At 48.0% G+C, this 17,441-nt stretch carries 12 protein-coding genes; 2 read left to right on the forward strand and 10 right to left on the reverse strand.

Annotated features, from left to right (window positions below):
- Positions 1 to 152: 152 nt before the first annotated feature.
- The 6 genes from MHI06_RS22635 to MHI06_RS22660 form a co-directional block, all read right to left on the reverse strand.
- A complete protein-coding gene (locus tag MHI06_RS22635; RefSeq protein WP_340399187.1) occupies positions 153 to 1,664 on the reverse strand; it encodes an extracellular solute-binding protein in 1,512 nt (503 codons plus the stop codon).
- Positions 1,665 to 1,843: 179 nt separating this feature from the next.
- Positions 1,844 to 2,956, reverse strand: a complete 1,113-nt coding sequence (locus MHI06_RS22640; protein ID WP_340399188.1) for a glycoside hydrolase family 88 protein — start codon at positions 2,954 to 2,956, stop codon at positions 1,844 to 1,846.
- Positions 2,957 to 2,980: 24 nt separating this feature from the next.
- Positions 2,981 to 4,480: an extracellular solute-binding protein gene (locus MHI06_RS22645; protein WP_340399189.1), complete on the reverse strand. Its 1,500-nt coding sequence runs from the start codon at positions 4,478 to 4,480 to the stop codon at positions 2,981 to 2,983.
- A gap of 62 nt (positions 4,481 to 4,542) precedes the next feature.
- The gene (locus MHI06_RS22650; RefSeq protein WP_169481870.1) at positions 4,543 to 5,415 is read right to left on the reverse strand and encodes a carbohydrate ABC transporter permease; all 873 of its coding nucleotides are present in this window, start codon (positions 5,413 to 5,415) and stop codon (positions 4,543 to 4,545) included.
- A 45-nt stretch (positions 5,416 to 5,460) separates the two neighbouring features.
- On the reverse strand, positions 5,461 to 6,414 hold the full coding sequence (locus MHI06_RS22655; RefSeq protein WP_340399190.1) for a sugar ABC transporter permease: 954 nt from the start codon (positions 6,412 to 6,414) through the stop codon (positions 5,461 to 5,463).
- Between the two features lie 282 nt (positions 6,415 to 6,696).
- On the reverse strand, positions 6,697 to 9,033 hold the full coding sequence (locus MHI06_RS22660) for an AraC family transcriptional regulator (protein WP_169481869.1): 2,337 nt from the start codon (positions 9,031 to 9,033) through the stop codon (positions 6,697 to 6,699).
- 512 nt (positions 9,034 to 9,545) lie between these two features.
- Here MHI06_RS22660 and MHI06_RS22665 point away from each other — a divergent pair.
- Both MHI06_RS22665 and MHI06_RS22670 read left to right on the forward strand, forming a co-directional pair.
- Entirely contained in the window at positions 9,546 to 11,549 is a 2,004-nt protein-coding gene (locus tag MHI06_RS22665) for a DNA mismatch repair protein MutS (protein ID WP_340399191.1), read from the forward strand.
- A 139-nt stretch (positions 11,550 to 11,688) separates the two neighbouring features.
- Positions 11,689 to 11,940, forward strand: coding sequence for a cysteine-rich CWC family protein (locus MHI06_RS22670; protein ID WP_169481867.1), 252 nt, complete (start codon positions 11,689 to 11,691; stop codon positions 11,938 to 11,940).
- 57 nt (positions 11,941 to 11,997) lie between these two features.
- Here MHI06_RS22670 and MHI06_RS22675 read toward each other — a convergent pair whose 3' ends face one another.
- The 4 genes from MHI06_RS22675 to MHI06_RS22690 are packed head-to-tail and all read right to left on the reverse strand — an operon-like array spanning position 11,998 to position 17,166.
- Positions 11,998 to 13,143 carry a mannitol-1-phosphate 5-dehydrogenase gene (locus tag MHI06_RS22675; protein WP_340399192.1) on the reverse strand — a complete coding sequence of 382 codons (1,146 nt, stop codon included), beginning with the start codon at positions 13,141 to 13,143 and terminating at the stop codon, positions 11,998 to 12,000.
- On the reverse strand, positions 13,140 to 13,574 hold the full coding sequence (locus tag MHI06_RS22680; protein WP_017686856.1) for a PTS sugar transporter subunit IIA: 435 nt from the start codon (positions 13,572 to 13,574) through the stop codon (positions 13,140 to 13,142). Before MHI06_RS22680 ends, MHI06_RS22675 begins: the two co-directional genes overlap by 4 nt.
- Positions 13,571 to 15,673: a BglG family transcription antiterminator gene (locus tag MHI06_RS22685; protein WP_340399193.1), complete on the reverse strand. Its 2,103-nt coding sequence runs from the start codon at positions 15,671 to 15,673 to the stop codon at positions 13,571 to 13,573. The genes MHI06_RS22680 and MHI06_RS22685 overlap by 4 nt, the downstream gene beginning before the upstream one ends.
- A gap of 38 nt (positions 15,674 to 15,711) precedes the next feature.
- Positions 15,712 to 17,166 carry a PTS mannitol transporter subunit IICB gene (locus MHI06_RS22690; protein WP_340399194.1) on the reverse strand — a complete coding sequence of 485 codons (1,455 nt, stop codon included), beginning with the start codon at positions 17,164 to 17,166 and terminating at the stop codon, positions 15,712 to 15,714.
- Positions 17,167 to 17,441: the final 275 nt, after the last annotated feature.

The raw sequence follows: 17,441 nt of genomic DNA on the forward strand, positions 1-17,441 counted from the left end.
TCGCTTAAAACACAAAAAAAGGCCATGAATCCGCAGATTCATAGCCTTATGCTTTAAGGGTGTGGTCTTTCTTATGATATTGGAAAATGAACTCACTCATAGAATAAACTATATCATTCCATTTGATCAACCCTTTTTTATTCCAATCAGTTTTATTTTCCGTTTAATTCCTTGTAGGATGCTTCCAATTCCGTGATCAATTGATCACCACCGGCTTTTCTCCAGCCTGCGATTTCCTGCTCCCAACCTGCATCATCGATTTTGCCCATAATGTACTTGGTCTGCGCATCCCAGATCATCTGATCCAGCTCCTGGCCACGCTCAGTATAGATCGCCGAAGACAATGTGAGTGCAGGATTGGCAATGGCGTACTGCTCATTCTCACGTGCCATCTTCGTCCCCTTCATGCCAATCGGGACATCGACCAGTTCAGGTACGTTGTACCCTTCAATGCTTAACAGATTATCCCGGTATGGCTTCACTTCACGCTGATAAGCGTCAAAATCCTTAAGTTCGGTTTTCCCATCCGCAGTCTTGGTGTAGTGCACATCGAGCAATCCACGGAGCTGCAACGCGCTCAATTCCTCATCCATCAACTGATCCAGGAACGTGAGAACCTGCTTCAATTGCTCCTCATCCGTAACGGACGCCTTCGGGATGACCAGCATTCCATAGTTTCCTGGCTCCCCGGCGATTCGGATACCATCGGTTCCCTGGAATGGAGCCACATCAATCTCTCCATCCGGAGCATTAGGCGTAAGCCGTTGCTGAGAGGACTTTCCGTTCTGGGCCACACCATTCAGCTTCATGCCAATCAGGCCCGAATCCATTTTTTTGTCCGCATCAGAAGGATCCAGGGCAGGGAAGTCACTATTAATTAATCCCTCGCTGAACAGTTGCTTGAAGAGTTTCATTGTGTCCACATATTCGGTGGTCAAGAACTCCGGGGTCAGTTTTCCAGCATCATCCACACCCCATTTGTTAACGCCGCCAATACTTACAGCGATCCGCGTCAGTGGGGAAGAGACACCCTCATTATACTTTTTGAATAGCAGTGCACCATACGTATCCTCTTTACCATTCCCGTCCGGGTCATCCTTACGAATGGAGCGCATCACTTCATACCAGTCATCCAGCGTTTTGGGTATATCCAGCTTCAACGTATCAAACCAGTCCTTGCGATATACGATAGCAGTCCGTCCAATATCCCGGAAGTTCGGAATACCGTAGACCTTGCCTTCAATTTTGATATTGTTAAAATAAGCCTCGGATTGGGCAGACAGATTCTTATAATCCTTCAGGTAAGGCCCCAGTTCCCAGAACAGTCCCGTTTTGGCGGCATTAAATGTTGTCGGCACATAATTCACTCGCATAATGGTCGGCATCTCGCCTGAAGCAACCATAACGTTCACTTTATCATCAAAAGCAGACTGCGGAATCCACTGTACATTGACATCCGTATTCGTATATTCCTCAATCTTCTGTTCAATTCCGTTCTCCTTGGCCGGTATATCACCAACCTGCATTAAAGAGATGGAAATGGGAAGTTTACCTTCCCCTGCAGCAGGCCCTTTTTCTCCCCCGCAACCTGCAAGCAGCCCAGCGGACATTGCACCAATTACAACGATTCCGCCTAAACGGGACATTGGACCTTTTGGACTCATGAACCATCTCTCCTTTTGGATAAGGTTATGTACATAGACCACTCCGATGACAGAACAACCTTCAGATCGCTGTTATCTCCAGATTTTTTGATTCCCTTTTAAAAGGGGAAAATCCGGGGATAAAGGCGAACGCTTCGCTTCCTCAGATTATTTCTGCCCTCTCCGTTCTCATGTACATGTTAGTTGGACTTGTAAAGTTCAATCTCCACCCCTGCCAAAATGAACGGAGCGACCGACTTCGGATCATTGATTCGAATGGACTCGGTCACATAATACTCGTATGACCCATCACGATAGGGGCTCCCTCCGAGACCTGCTCCGCCGTTACACTGCGTCAGGGACAGCACACCTTCACGGTCCGTTTGTAACAAATGCTGCAGCAGACCCTGATACCCTTTTTCAGCAACTGCTTTGAACTTGCCACTTAGATATCCTTTACGTACACCCTTTGCCAAGGCATAGACAAACATCGAGGTACCGGAAGCCTCCAGATAATTCCGCTCACGTCCCGGCTGATCCAGCAGATGTGGCCATAGTCCAGTCTGTTGATCCTGCACATGTACAAGCGCATTCGCCACCCGTTCGAAGATGCCTACAATCTGTCCGCGCTGCGGATGATCTACCGGCAGGTGATCCAATGTGTCCACAACCGCCATCACATACCACCCCATCGCCCGACTCCAGACATGTGGAGACCATCCCGTCTCCCCCGAACTCCAGCGCTGCTCTTTGCTCTCATCCCAGGCATGGTACAAGAGACCGCTACGCGGATCACGTGTACGTTGCTCCACCAACAAGAGCTGCAGAGCCGCCTTGTCAAACCACTTCTCTTCACCCGTCACTGCACCATACTGGGTCAGATAAGGAGTAGCCATGTACAATCCATCCAGCCACATCTGGAAAGGGTAAATCTTTTTGTGCCAGAACCCGCCCTCACTCGTATGTGGCTGTCCCTTGAGCTGCATCATAAGCAACTCCGCAGCTTTGCGGTACTTCTCTTCTCCCGTTTTCTCGTGCAAAAGGAACAGCGATTTCCCCTGATTGATCTGATCCAGATTATACTCCTCAACCGTATAGGAGCGAATCGAGCCATCTTCCTGCACGAAATGATCCATCAGCTCACGGATGTAGTCAAAATACTTTTGCTCCCCCGTGTACGTATACAGCTCCTCCAGCGCTTTCAGCAGACAGCCGTTCTCATAATGCCATTTGGGATACAGCTCATGATTGCGATAACTTTCCATGAACTGCTGTGCCATACGCACGGATGTGAATTGCAACGTTTCCTTCATGATCAAGCCTCCGCTTCCGGCTCTTTATTGAGCCTGTTTTTTATAATCTTCGGCATATTCCTCACGAATCTTGTTTCCACCCGCATTGCCCCAATTCTCGATTTCCTTTTCCCAGCCACTTTGATCGATCTTGCCCATAATATATTTGGTCTGTGCATCGGCGATCACCTGATCCAGGTCTGCCCCACGGTCACCATACGTTGGAGAATATAACGTCAGCGCAGGGTTTGGCACAGCGTGCTCTGCTAGTTCCTTGGCAAGTGCGGTACCTTTTTCACCCAGTTCGGTGTCCTTCAATTTCGGTACGTTATATCCTTCGACATAAGGAAGATTATCACGGTAAGGCTTCACTTCACGCTGGAATGCATCAAAGTCACTCATCTCCACCTGATCTTCGCTCACTTTGGTATAATGTTTGTCTTCCATACCGCGCATCAACAGGGTTGCCATCTCAGGGTCCATCAGTTTATCCAAGAAGGAGAGCAGGTTTTTGAGTTCTTCTTCCGATTTCACCGTTGATTTAGGGAATGCCAGAATCCCGGAGTTACCCGTCTGTCCTGCAACACGATCTCCGTTCGCTCCAAGCAAACCAGCGATGTCTACCACACCATCCGGATTGTTTTTGGACAAACGCTCTTGCTGACTTTTACCGTTCTGCGCAACACCAACACGAATACCAACAACACCGGAATCATACTTTTTCTCCGCTTCCGTAGAGTCGAATACGGCAAAGTCCTGGTTCAGCAGTTTCTCATCGTACAAACGTTTCAGCAGATCCAGCACCTGCATATATTCCGGTGTCATGAATTCCGGCGTGAAGCTGCCATCATCTTCGACCTTCCACTTGTTAGGTGCACCAAAACTTACGCCAAGGCGCGTTGTGAAGGAATATTGGTCCTCATTGTATTTTTTGAAAAGCATCAGTCCAAACGTATTATCCTGACCATCTCCATCCGGATCAGAGGTTGCCAGCGTCTTGATCGTTTCATACCATTCATCCGGTGTGGCTGGCACCTTGAGATTCAGCTTCTCGAACCAGTCCTTGCGATAGATCACTGTAGCCCGCGCAATATCCGAGAATACAGGAACCCCGTAGATTTTGCCTTCTACCTTGATGTTGTCAAAAAAACGCTCATTCTGTGCCGACAGATTTTTGTAGTCTTTCAGCAAAGGGCCCACTTCCCAGAACACGTCATTACGCATCGCGCTGGTCACCGTTGGGTTATATTGCACCTTCACAATTTTCGGCATATCACTTGAAGCGATCATCACGTTGATTTTGTCATTGTAGGCCGAAGCCGGAATCCACTGGATATCCAGTTTGGTATTGGTATACGCTTCAATCTTTTGCTGAACTTCATTGCCTTTGCTTGGCACATCACCCACCTGTGCAATGGCTATGGACACATTTTGTACGCCGCCCTCGGCAGCCTGACCCTCGTCTGATCCGCATCCTGCCAGCAAACCTGTCACCAGTGCCAGTGTGCTCAAGACAGCTACGGCTTTCTTTTTTGTTGCTTTCATCACATGAAAACCTCCCTTTTTTTATGCAGTCATAGTGAACTGACTTTGAACCATGTGCCGACTCAACCTTTCACCGAACCCAGCATCACTCCTTTTGCAAAGTGCTTTTGCAGGAATGGATATACCAGCATAATCGGGATCGTGGAGAATACGATAACGGCCATACGAATCGTAAGCGGCTGAATCTCGGTCTCTTCGATACTCGTGTCTCCGATTCGGCTCTGTGCCAGAATGACTATCTCACGCAGCCAGACTTGGACAGGCCACTTCTCACTATCGTTGATATAGATAACAGCGCTGAAGAAGCTGTTCCAGTGGGCCACCGCGTAAAAGAGTGAAAATGTCGCCATCGCTGGCATGGACAACGGCAGTACAATCCGGAACAATACGCTGACATCGTTACATCCATCAATTTTGGCTGCATCCTCCAGTTCGTCGGGAATGGCCTGGAAAAAGTTTTTCAGTACGATCAAGTTAAATGCACTAATAGCGGTAGGCAACATCAGCGACCACAACGTGTCCGTCAGGTGTAAGGATTTCACGACAAAGTATGTTGGAATCATTCCGCCACTGAAGAGCATCGTGAACAATACACCCAGCAAAATGGGCTGGCGTCCACGCAAATATCTTCTGGATAGCGGATACGCCATAAGTGACGTAAACAGCAGGTTAATGAAAGTACCGATCACCGTAATATAGACCGATACACCCAGACTGCGAATCAAGGTATCTGTAGAGAAAATGTAACGGTACGCGGCCAGAGAGAACTCTTTTGGAAAAAGAATGAATCCTCCCTTAGCCACTTCATGCGGACTGGTAAACGAGACGGCCAAAATATACATGAACGGGATAACCGTCACGATTCCAATCAACAGCAGCAAGCCGTGATTCACAAAATCAAAGATCCGGTTGCCCCACGTTTTATCCTGTTGCATCTTAATGTTCACTCCTGTCTGGTGAAGAACGTCTGCACCCGAGGGTTAGTAGACGCCTTCCTCCCCGAATTTTTTGGCCAGCGTATTGGCACCAAGGACAAGCGCCAGCCCGACAACCGATTTGAACAACCCGACAGCAGCACTATAACTGTACTGTGCCTGGGTAAGACCCTTCGTGTACACGTAGGTATCGAATACCTCGCCCACATCCCGGTTCGTCGGAGTCAGCATCAGGAAGATCTGTTCAAAGCCTGTATCCAGGAAATTGCCCAGACGCAAAATGAGCAAAATGACGATCGTACTGCGGATGGCCGGCAACGTAATGTGCCAGGTTTGGCGCCAGCGATTGGCACCATCAATCCGTGCAGCTTCATAGAGCTGTGTATCCACACCGGAGAGCGCCGCCAGGAAGATAATTGTGCCCCAACCGACTTCTTTCCAGATGGATTGTCCGACAATCATCGTTCGGAACCATCCGGGTTCAAGCAGGAACGCCACTTTTTGTCCAGTCAGGTTATAGAGCAGTTCATTAATGGCACCGCCCTCGGTTGTGAACAGCATGTAGAACACACCGACAACAACAACCCAGGAAACAAAGTGTGGAACATAGACGAGCGTTTGTACAAATCGTTTGAACCGTTCACGACGAACTTCATTCATCATGAGTGCCAGTACAATCGGCAGTGGGAAAAAGAACACAATGTTATAAATGGCAAGCAAAAACGTATTCCGAAATAATGTCCAGAACTGCGGTTCTCCGAAGAAGCGTTGGAAATGTTTGAACCCTACCCACTCACTTCCCAAGATGCCCTTGTAAGGCGTGTAATCCTGAAAAGCCATCGTGATGCCATACATGGGTATGTATTTGAAAATAACAAAGTAAAGCACACCCGGTATTAACATGATATACAGCCACCGGTTTTTGATAATGTCTCTCCACAGCAGGTTTTTGTCACTGCGGGTAGCGGGCCGTGTTCGAGCCGCCGTTTCGGCTTTCATATTGTCTTCCTCCCCACATTGGAAACGATTACAAAATATCACTTCCTGAATTCATGTCTTCATTGTGGAGGATAAACGAATTACTGGCTATCGTCTCGTTTTAGCCTTTTGTTTCCCCTTATGCAGCAAGGGTTCAGCGCATTTTCATCACAGAATTTAAAGGAGCAATGAACTGCTTTCAACCTCCATGTTCCTGTCTTAACTTTATGGAGAAAAGCAGTCTTCTTCCTTCATCCAGACATGAAAAAGCCTGCCTGCCATGGCGGGCAGAGCAGGCTTGTTTTATCGCTGCTGCTCCCGGTACTTGCCGGGGGTCGTTCCTGTGATTTTGCGAAATGTACGGATAAATGCGGTTGGATTAGTATAGTTTAATTTCTCAGCGATCTCCGATATTTTCAGATTTGTCGTCTGCAGCCAGGTCTTGGCTTTTTCCATACGATACTCTGCCAGATATTCCGTAAAATTAACTCCTGCTTCTTTTTTGAATACCCGACTTAGATAGACAGGGTGAAAATTAAGCTCAGCGGCGCAGGCTTCCAGCGACAATTCACGATCATAACGTTCCTCGATCAAGCGAATCATGCGCCTTGCAATGTTCATGTATTGGGATTCTTCCTGTTCTCGCCAGAAACGGATAACGGGCAGGAACAACCGCTTGCGGAACCAATTGGTCATTTCGTCCAATGTGGACAACTTCAGCAAATGTGACATGGATGCTTTTTCTCCCAGTACTTCGGCTACATCTCCGCCTTGCTCCTGCACAAGCTGATATACACGAGACAATAACTGAACCATAATGACGGGGTATTCACTGAAATGAAGCTTCTTGTCTGCAAGCAGCCCCAAATATTGCTTAAAGTAGGCATCCGTCTTCTCTTCATCTCCTTGCTTGAGCGCAGAAGCAAGCTGATCCTCAATCATGCGTAACTGGGTATACAACGCGGCCTCCATCTGACCACGTGGCTGAATATCCTCGTAATGCAAAATAATACGGCTGCCCAGACTCACCCGGCCTTGCAGAGCCTCGCGGCTCTCCTGAACCGCTCTTGGCGTATCACCAATACAAGTGTAAGAACGACTGATGCCGATACTTACGGGCAGATTCAGATAGGTCACGACACGTTCGCGAATCCAGTCTGCCTGGGTATGCATCCATTCCTTCAGCTTCACCTCATCCGTCAGTTCGGAGGCAAGTACGGTGACCTGAGCATCATCTAGCATGACGGGAGTGAACCGAACTGCCGAAGGAAGAAGCTCACCTACCATATTGTTGACAGCAAACAGCAGCAGATCCCGATCCTGTTCCTCATATCGAGTCCCTTCCAACGTATCCATCTGGAGCATGAGCACACCAAGATTCGCCCACCCTGTCGGAAAATCGTACAATTCTCCCTGATATCTGAAATCCTCTTCGGAGATTTTGCCTGTCAACAGTTTGGTCATAAAAAACTCCTGGAGGTGCACATGCTGCCCCTTCATCTGCTCACGCATCGTTTTCTCCGAACTGAACAACGTTGACAGCTGCTCCTCGATATAGATAAATTCATCCTGACGCCGCCCAGACGGAGCAACTGGAGCATCCAGCCCTTTCGTAAACTGCAGCAATCTGGAGATCGGTGAGTACATCCGCCGACTGCCGTATATGGCGACCAGTCCCGTTACACATAACATGACCAGCGTAGCGACACCGGTTACCAATGCAATTTTCTGCGACTGAGCCGTGATCTGTCCTAGAGATACGACGGACACATACAACCAGCCATTGAGCGGAGACTGTCTGTAGCTGACTGCTACTTGGTTACCTTCCACCTCCGCACTAAAGAAACCCTCTGGCTCCCCCGTCGTCTGGACGATCTCGTGGATTTCTTTATTTAAAGTGTCATATTTCGCCCCTTGCTGGGTATCATTCAAAAAATATTTCTGTTCCCGGTCCAGAACGTACAAGTCCCCGGAATTCGAATTGCGACTCAGAAATGTACTAAGCTCCGCGTCAGCAATATCGATGACCAGAAAGCCTTTGGGTTTCACATTCGTGGGTACCATCGGAATCTTGAATACCATACTGACCACATTATCGGATGAAATAAGGGTCGGCGCCTGTTCGGGTGTTAGTTCACCCATTCCAGCTGATACGGGTACACTTTCTTTGGCTGAACTGGCGTTCTGTGTGACCCAGAACAGGCTGTTGGTATAGGTCAGATAGGAGCCAATCCGGTCTCGAATGCTGAAATCATCCAATTTTCCAAAAGAACGCATCGACACGACCCAATCTTCATCCAGATTAACCAGATAGGCTTGGTCAATGTTCGTAACCGCTTGCAAGTTGTTAAAGCCGGAAGTCAGATCACGAATCTCCTGAAACTCGCTGCTGTCCAGTGGTTTCTTCATCGCTTGTAGTACCAAGGGCGAATTGACATACTGGATGGATGATAATTGCAGGCTGCGCAGAACTTGTTCTACCCGCATTTGGGTCTGATGCAATATCTGAAGATTGCTCTCGCGCACCTTCTGCTCAATGTCACGTGATGCAATCGTATACGAGACGGAACCAATAACAATGACCGGAAGGGCTCCGAGGATCAGGGTAAAGCAGAGCAAACGCAGTAAATACTTCGGCAAGAAGAGCATCCTCCTTCTTATAAAATCGCTTTCATTGGATTATTTTACTATTGTTATTTTAAAACCCATTCTTATTCAAGTCCACTTATTTATTCTAAAGGTTGACTTCAAACCAATTTCCAGTTTATATTGGTTGCATATTCCTCAATCAAAGGAGAGATTTTTAATGTCGGTGAATGTTCTTAACTAACCAAGTTTCATATTCAGGAGTTTGGCCTTTCATTGCGCTTGTGCCCTTATGGCATACGTGTATTTCATGATGCGCCAGATCCCTGTACTTAGTTAAGAACAGCGGATATCATAAATCGCCTCCGGGATTGTCATTGTCCGGGTCTATTTCCGCGCTGAGTTCAGCGCGGATTTTTTAATATAGACCTGTAGTGGACTCTGCTTTCCCATACGTTTAGGGCGGAGAATGACGTTTGTTCATTCTCCGCCCTTTTTGCGTTTTCCAGGAATATGTTTTAGCACATCAACTGAAATGCCAATTCGAATCCAAGGAGAGATTACGCATGAATGAAAACACTTTAAACAGTTTGGGCTATCCACAAATTCAAAAAAACGTTGCAGACTGCGCCCTGTCATATCTGGGCAAACGTTATGCCAGAGAACTAAAACCGATGGTAGATGCTCACCTGATCCAGATTCGCCTGGAAGAAACAGCGGAAGCCGCTGCGTTGATTCGTTTTGGCGCCAGCATCCCCCTCCCTTCACTGGATGGAATGGAGACCATTATGGATCTGCTCGGCACCGGTTATCTATTCAGTGAACGCGACTTCAGTCATCTCGCTCAATTCCTGCGGAGCTGCGCACAACTCATGAATTACATGGAGGGCAAATCCGGGGCCGCTCCCACCGTCAGTCGCTATGCAGCATCCATGATTCTGATCGAACCTTTGCTGAGTGAAATTGAGCGCTGCATCCATAGTGGACGCATTCAGGATCAGGCCAGCAAGGAACTGATTCGAATTCGTAAAAAAATGACCGTGAATGAGGAGCGTATGAAACGAAAGCTTGATTCTCTGGTGAGCAAACATCGCTCCATTATGCAGGAACATGTCATCAGTCAACGCGGAGGAAGAACGGTTCTGCCCATTAAGAAAGAGTTCCGTAAACAGGTGAAAGGCAGTGTGCTGGATGAATCGGGAAGCGGGCAAACCGTATATATTGAACCCGTTGAATTAGTAAGTCTGCAGATGGAATTGGCTGCTCTACAAGCCGAGGAGTCCCGAGAGGAGATGAGAATTCTCGGTGATTTAACCTCCCTGACCGAATCGTATAGCCGTGAAATCGCCCTGAATACCGAAACGGTAGGTGTGCTGGACTTCCTGTTTGCCAAAGCCAAATATGCGGCCACCATGGACGGACGTAATGTTCGAGTCAATACACAGGGCCACATCAGCCTTCAACGTGCACGTCATCCATTCATGGGTTCTTCCATGGTTCCCCTTGATTTTGCAATCGGCAGAACCTATTCGTCGCTCATTATTACTGGCCCGAATACCGGTGGTAAAACGGTCGCACTCAAAACGCTAGGTTTGCTAACCCTGATGATGCAATCCGGACTGCTTATTCCGGTGGAGGAAGGTGGCGAGATGGCTGTTTATAACGAGGTAGCGGTTGATATTGGTGACGGACAGAGTATGGAACAAGCGCTCAGTACATTCTCCGCACACATTCGCAATATGATCGGCATACTGGAACAGGCCAATCCATCGACGCTGGTGCTCATTGATGAGATGGCTTCCGGCACAGATCCCGGTGAAGGTGTCGGACTGTCCATCGCCATGCTGGAGGAACTTCATAGCCGAGGAGCAACTGTTGTGGCAACAACGCATTTTGGTGAAATCAAACATTTTGCAGCTGCCACGCCAGGATTCGAAAATGCCCGTATGGAATTTGACACCGTTTCTCTCCAGCCGCTGTATCGATTGCGTATCGGAGAAGCCGGCGAAAGTTACGCCTATTCCATCGCATTAAAGCTGGGCATGCCACAGCGAATTATCGCGCGCTCCAAGTCCCTGTCCGATCAAAGTATTTCGAGAGATCGTACTTTAGGGTTCACGTCACCTCCTTTGGAAACTCCGGTCCTGGCGCCTGATCGTTCCGTTGCAGAATCAGACCGCCCAGCAGAGTTGTCCAAGTGGGAGAAGTGGAAGCAACCAAAAGATTCAATCGGTCTCCACAAAAAGACAACACCCAGAAAGTCAGCTTCCCCTGCTCCTCCCAAAAATTTTCGTAAAGGAGATCGCGTGTATGCGGCCTATCTCAATCAGTCGGGCATCGTTTGTGATGTCCAGGATAGCCGTGGAAATATCGGGGTCATGCTGCGAGGACGCAAAGTCAAAATCCATAAGAAACGCCTGACCCTGCATATCTCTGCCAATGAGCTTTATCCGGGTGACGATTATGACTTGGACATTGTGCTAGAAACAAAGGAAAATCGAAAGAAACGTAAGTTGATGGGACACAAACACGTGGAAGGCCTACAGATCGAATTACCGCCTGAAGAATAGCCGATGGGCGAAACAGATGTAGTGGAATGAAACTCATATATACACAGTGAATTCCATAACCACCACCACATTTCTGTTATACTGGGACCAGTATGTTTAACTTCAGCTCGTAGCTATTCCACAGGGAGGGAAGAACTGAATGTCTGCAGAACAAGACGATCAAGAGCACATCCATATCGATGTTCTTGTCTGCCCGTTATGCGGGGAAGCTAATCGCTGTTCCTATGCCGCAGGACATCCTCATTCGGAATGCTGGTGTAACCGGGCTACTTTCCCCGAAGGTGTATTTGACCGTATTCCGGCAGAGCAGCGCCGAAAATCGTGCATATGTCAACGCTGTTTGGACGACTATGCCGATAAAAGCCAACCAAAAGAAGAGCCACACAGTTAACGACTGTATGGCTCTTCTTCTATGCATTATCTATACTGTTAGCTGGCTACACTGCTCTTACATTTGGTTATATTGGGCGACAGCCTGTTCAAGCACCGGATGATGCTCAGCCATGGACGTATAATGATGCAGTGCAGCTGTAATCCCCTTCTGGCGGATCATGTCCTGCAGTTCGACTGCTTCCGGATCATCGGAGACATCGAACTTGCAGGCTGCTGCCATACCCATAGCCAGATAAGTCGTTTCGGTTCCATCCGCATAGGCCTGAAGGGCCGGGCGAACCAGACGATCATTCGGAGACAGCTTGCGCAGCGGGGAACGACCAACACGAGTAACCTCATCGGTGAGATACGGGTTGACGAACCGTCCCAATATTTTGACAATATACTGCTCATGCTCTTCTGGGTTGAATCCAAACCGCTTCACCAGAACTTCTCCGGTTTCCTGCAAGGTACCATATACAATGGATTTCACCTTTTCATCGGCAATAGCCTTCTGAATCGTGTCATACCCATGCACATTACCGATGTACGCAGCAACGCAGTGTCCTGTATTAACCGTGAACAGTTTACGTTCGATATACGGCTCCAGATCATCGACATATACGATGCCCTCAACCGGTTTGAATGCAGGAGCCATCTGGGAACGATCCACGACCCACTCGTAAAAAGGCTCAACCTGTACATGCAACGGATCTTCATGATGCTGAATAGGCACAATCCGGTCTACGGCCGAGTCGGGAAAATAAATGTACTGATCTGCAAGGGGACGTACCTTTTCATCGAGCAGAGCATATATATGCTCTTTCAATTGCGTACTGGCTCCAATTGCGTTCTCGCAAGCGATAATGTGAAGAGGGTTTTGAGCAGGACCGGAATTTAGCCTTTTCTCAAGTCCCTTCGCAATGCCTGGTGCAATATGCTTCAGTACGCCCACGCCCACTGCGGTTGTAATCAGATCAGCTTCCACCACGGTTTGGGCAACCGTCTCCAGCTGGGTTCCATCGATTGCATTTACACCTGTGACGGTCTCCTGATCCTTGCTCTCGTTGGCCAGTTCCACCGTATACTGCCCCCGTTGCTGGAGAGCTGTTACCAAGGTCTGATTCACGTCGGAGAAAATCACCTCATACCCTGCACGGGAGAGAATCAACCCGATAAACCCGCGTCCAATGTTACCTGCGCCAAAGTGTAGGGCCTTCATAGCTCCATTTCACTTTCCAGAATAGCAATAACTTCTTCAGCAGTTTTAGCCAGACGCAGGGCCTCCATATTCTCATCTTCAGCACAGATCACCGCGATGCTCGTCAGGATCTCCATATGTTCCCCGCCTTGAGCCGCGATACCAATCACCATATAGGCTTTTTCTTCGCCAAAATCAACACCCTGTGGATACTGAATAACAGAGATACCTGTGGATAAAATGAAAGCTTTGGATTCCTTCGTACCGTGCGGGATCGCAAGTCCGTTCCCTACATAAGTCGAGACAATCTCTTCACGTTCAATCATCTTCTCAATGTAGTCAGCGGTAATATGTCCCGCATCTTTCAGAATCTGTCCTGCCATACGAATCGCTTCGTATTTGTCCTGAGCCGTCGCATTCATGATGACTTTATCTGTTGTTAACATACTCATAATGGTTGACCTCCAATTTCGGTTTTACTGCGATAAAATCCAACAAGTTCCTGGGACAGGTAATGAATGAGTTCATCCCTGATTCCCTTTTCCAGCAATGTAATCATCTCTTCCTGCAATAACAGGGCGCTGATCTCACTGAGAACCTCCAGACTTTCCTTGGATAATTCTCGGGGACCGAGCATCAAAAGAATATGGGTAACTCCTGCCGAATCATCCGGCGTACGAAGGAGTGGCTCGGTGAGCTGAAATAGACTGATAGACGGCCTGTAGATCCCCTCACTGCGTGTATGAAACAATGCAAGTCTTGTGCCGGGAATCTTCTGACTGCCCACTGCTTCACGTGCTTCCAACCGTTTTGCGATCTCCCCCGGTTCCTTCAGCACACCTGATCCATGGAGTACGTTGCACATCGCATATACGGTCTTATAGAATCCGATATCCTGATTATCCAGCGGGTACACCTGAAACTTGCCAATAATTCGGACAATTTCAACTAGAATAGCTTCCATTCCGTCAGGGTCCGAGTAACGACTTGTCGTCTGAACCTCTGTTTCACGGGGCTTGTGATGTTGCTGTTGTAGCGTTGTGGTTTTAATAAAATGACGCAGGCGCTCGCTCTCTTCCGCCGTAAGCAGTGGACTCACTTTGTAATACTGATGCTCATCCATCGGCAGATCGACAGTGGATAACACCAGATCATATTGATCGGTAGGTATCCGGGCAGCTTCATACCAGGACACGCTATCCATGATCCGAATCTCGGGAATCTCCTTGGACAATCGGCTGGAGAGCATACGTGATGAGCCAATTCCGCTTGTACACACGATGATGGCCCTGATCTCCCGTTTCAATGCACGTAACCTCTCAATGGAAGCTCCAAAATGCATGACCAAAAAACCAATTTCCTCATCCGGAACGTCTGTGCCTGGCCAAGCTTGCTCCACAGATTTTTTGACATCTTCGAAGAGTGAATCATAATCCTTGCGAATCTGCTGCAGTAGCGGATTACGAATCATCTGTTGTCCTTCAATTCGCTCCATTACAGGTTGCATATGACCAAGTAGACCTTCACGAAGCAAACGATCCTCATGAAAGGCATAATGCGTTCTGGCCTGCATCTGATCAATGAGAGAATGTACCCTGTCCAGTAAAATCAAGTCGTCTATTGGCAACAGCCGCGAAGAGTGAATTCGTTGCTCTGTCTCAATTAATAGTCTGTGAAAATAAGCTTGCTCATCTTGGGAGAATGTCAGCCCCAGCTGGGTGGATAACACACCACACAAGCGGGAAGCCATATAAAGTGGAACCTTTATCTCATCCAGCTCTGCAACGTCATCTCCCATTTTCTCTCCTGGAGAAATACGCCCAATGCCAAAGCCTTTACGAATACGTACAGCCGCTACGGATAATTGAATCAGCAACTTCATGTATTGGCGTTCCGGAATGTTCTCCAGCCATTCGATATCTGGTTGCCATAATGCATTTTCAACCGTAAGCACATCACCGTGTCCAATCATATCCAACAGTTTTTGGTTTACGATGGAGCCTCCCTGTTCTGGCTGTCTTCCGAATAGGTCCGACTCATCCAAAAATTCAAGAGCAAGTGCAGCTATGGCTGTGCGATGAATCGTCTCACTTCCGTTAATCTTGACGCCATATCCACGTCTGCGAACCAGCTTCAGTCCCGCCTGACGAATTCGTGACTCCAGGTCGTCCAGATCAGTGGTTACGGTGGATACGGTCACTTTCAGATCCGAAGCCAAGGCGAGTAACTTTACAGGCTCCGGTTCATCCAACAGGATGCAAAGCATGAAGAGCTTACGCTCTTCTGGCGTAAACTCTACATATTCTTTACCCTCTAGTTGCTGGCGCAATACAGCCAGATCATCGGAACCGGCATCAATTCGGATACCGGTTCCTGATTTTTTTTCCAGCCTCATGCCCAACGGTTCAAGCCATTGTTCAATCATTTGAAGCTCCCGGTGAACCGTTCGGGTACTGACCTTTACTTCAACGGCGATTTCGCCGGCTGTTACTTCATGTGGATGCTCTAGCAGAAACTCCACGATTTCACGTTGTCTTTTGGTAATACTCATATCTCAGCCTCCGGCTCAGGGAAAACGAATGCGTGCAATTACTTCAGACGTTCAACGAGCGCATCGTATTCCGGGCTTTTTAGGAAGTTGTCGATGGATATATGTTCTGCATTCGGTGCAACAGAGCGGGCACGATCGGTTAATACTTGTTGTGTGATCACCACGTCTGCATCCGGCGGGATATCACTGATGGCCGTGTTGGTCACCGTAACATCAATCCCCTCTGCCTTCATCTTCTTGCGTAGAATGGAAGCGCCCATGGCACTCGATCCCATACCTGCATCACAGGAGAAGACAATTTTCTTCACGTCTGTTTTCACTGTAGAAGAAGCCATATCCGCGGCTCTGTCTGCTTCACGTTGGTTAGCCGTAATGCCAGCGTTTGGCACGTTTCCTTGGCTCTTCATGTCTTTCATCCGACTGGATGCAGACTCCAGATCTTCGTCTTTTTGTTTACCTGTTTTCAGCAACACTGCTGCCACCAGGAAGGAAACGACTGCTGCCACAAGCACTCCTGCGAGCATCGGCAGGTATCCACCTTTTGGTGTTAAGAGGGAATACGCGATAATACTACCCGGCGATGGTGCTGAAACAAGTCCTGCTCCGGTAAGCATGAATGTTAATGTACCTGCGACGCCACCCGCAATTGCGGCAAGAATCAGAATCGGTCTCATCAGAATGTAAGGGAAGTAGATCTCATGAATTCCCCCGAAGAAATGAATGATAACGGCTCCTGGTGCAGATGATTTGGCCATTCCGCGTCCGAAGAAGCAATAAGCAAGCAAGATACCAAGTCCCGGACCTGGGTTCGATTCAAGCATGTATAATACGGATTGCCCTAATTCTCTCGCTTGATCTGTTGCAATCGGTGTGAGGATCCCGTGGTTGATCGCATTGTTCAGGAACAATACTTTACCCGGTTCAATAATCAGGTTGACCAGCGGTAACAAGCCCAAATTCATTAAGCCTTGTACCCCAGCAGACAATACTTTGCTAATCGCTTCTACAGCAGGCCCGATGCCCAGTAGCGCAAAAATCCCCAAGATTCCGCCAATAATACCGGCTGAGAAGTTGTTAACCAGCATTTCAAATCCGGCTCTAATTTTACCTTCGATCGATTTATCGAATTTTTTGATGATCCATGCTGCCAGTGGTCCGGCGATCATGGCCCCGAGGAACATCGGAATATCACTACCCACGATGACCCCAATGGTCATAATGGCACCCACAACACCACCACGCTGGCCATGCACCATCGTACCTCCGGTGTAACCGATTAACAGTGGTAGCAAATATTTGATCATCGGATCGACTAGCTGTGCAAGCGTCTCGTTAGGGAACCAGCCTGTTGGAATGAACAGAGCCGTAATTAATCCCCAGGCGATGAATGCACCCATATTCGGCATGACCATACCACTCAGGAATCGGCCAAAACGCTGCACACCTACCCGTAGTCCACCTTTGGAATTGGACGATTGGTCCAAATTACTCATTGTATTATCCTCCTTGGATCGAGTCATTATGATTATGAGAACGGTATCAGTTCTCCCCTGCTGTAATCCTAAGCGAGAATGCTTTCCTGTTCAATCAAATGAAAGCGTACTTTCGTCATGAACAATGATGACAACATTAGGTTATGTAATCGTTTTAATCTATGCATATTAGCTGAACCCATTGGTACACAAGGCTTTTATCGCCTATGACTTTTATCATTTCCAAAATCAATTTCGCTCCTATAGCTTGATCCAATCAGGCGATTCACATCCAT

Origin of the sequence: Paenibacillus sp. FSL H8-0079 (assembly GCF_037991315.1) — a bacterium.
Lineage (GTDB): Bacteria > Bacillota > Bacilli > Paenibacillales > Paenibacillaceae > Paenibacillus.